This window comes from Corallococcus sicarius (assembly GCF_003611735.1).
GTDB classification, from domain to species: domain Bacteria; phylum Myxococcota; class Myxococcia; order Myxococcales; family Myxococcaceae; genus Corallococcus; species Corallococcus sicarius.
In genome coordinates, this window is the sequence record NZ_RAWG01000734.1 from 1 (window position 1) to 459 (window position 459).

Below are 459 nucleotides of genomic sequence, written 5' to 3' on the forward strand. Positions count from 1 at the left end.
GAAGGGCACCGGCGTGCCGCTCATCGCTGACGGCGGTATCCGCTACTCGGGCGATGTGGCCAAGGCACTGGCTGCCGGCGCACACACCGTGATGATGGGCGGCATGTTTGCCGGCACGGACGAATCGCCGGGTGAGGTGTTCCTGTTCCAGGGGCGCTCGTACAAGAGCTACCGCGGCATGGGCTCGGTAGGCGCAATGAAGGACGGCGCTGCCGACCGTTACTTCCAGGAAGACAACACCGCCAACGTCGACAAGCTGGTGCCCGAAGGTATCGAGGGCCGCGTGCCTTACAAGGGCTCCGCATTGCCGATCGTGCATCAACTCACTGGCGGCGTTCGTTCGTCGATGGGCTACTGCGGGTGCGCATCGATTGCCGAATGGCACGAGAAGGCGCAGTTTGTCGAGATCACCGCTGCCGGCATGAACGAATCGCACGTGCACGACGTGCAGATCACGAA

The 459-nt window shown here is 63.4% G+C and carries 1 protein-coding gene; it reads left to right on the forward strand.

Annotated elements, in window-relative coordinates:
- Nucleotides 1–459 (forward strand): IMP dehydrogenase (locus tag D7X12_RS45740; RefSeq protein WP_208719652.1); only part of this gene is annotated, 459 nt, incomplete at both ends.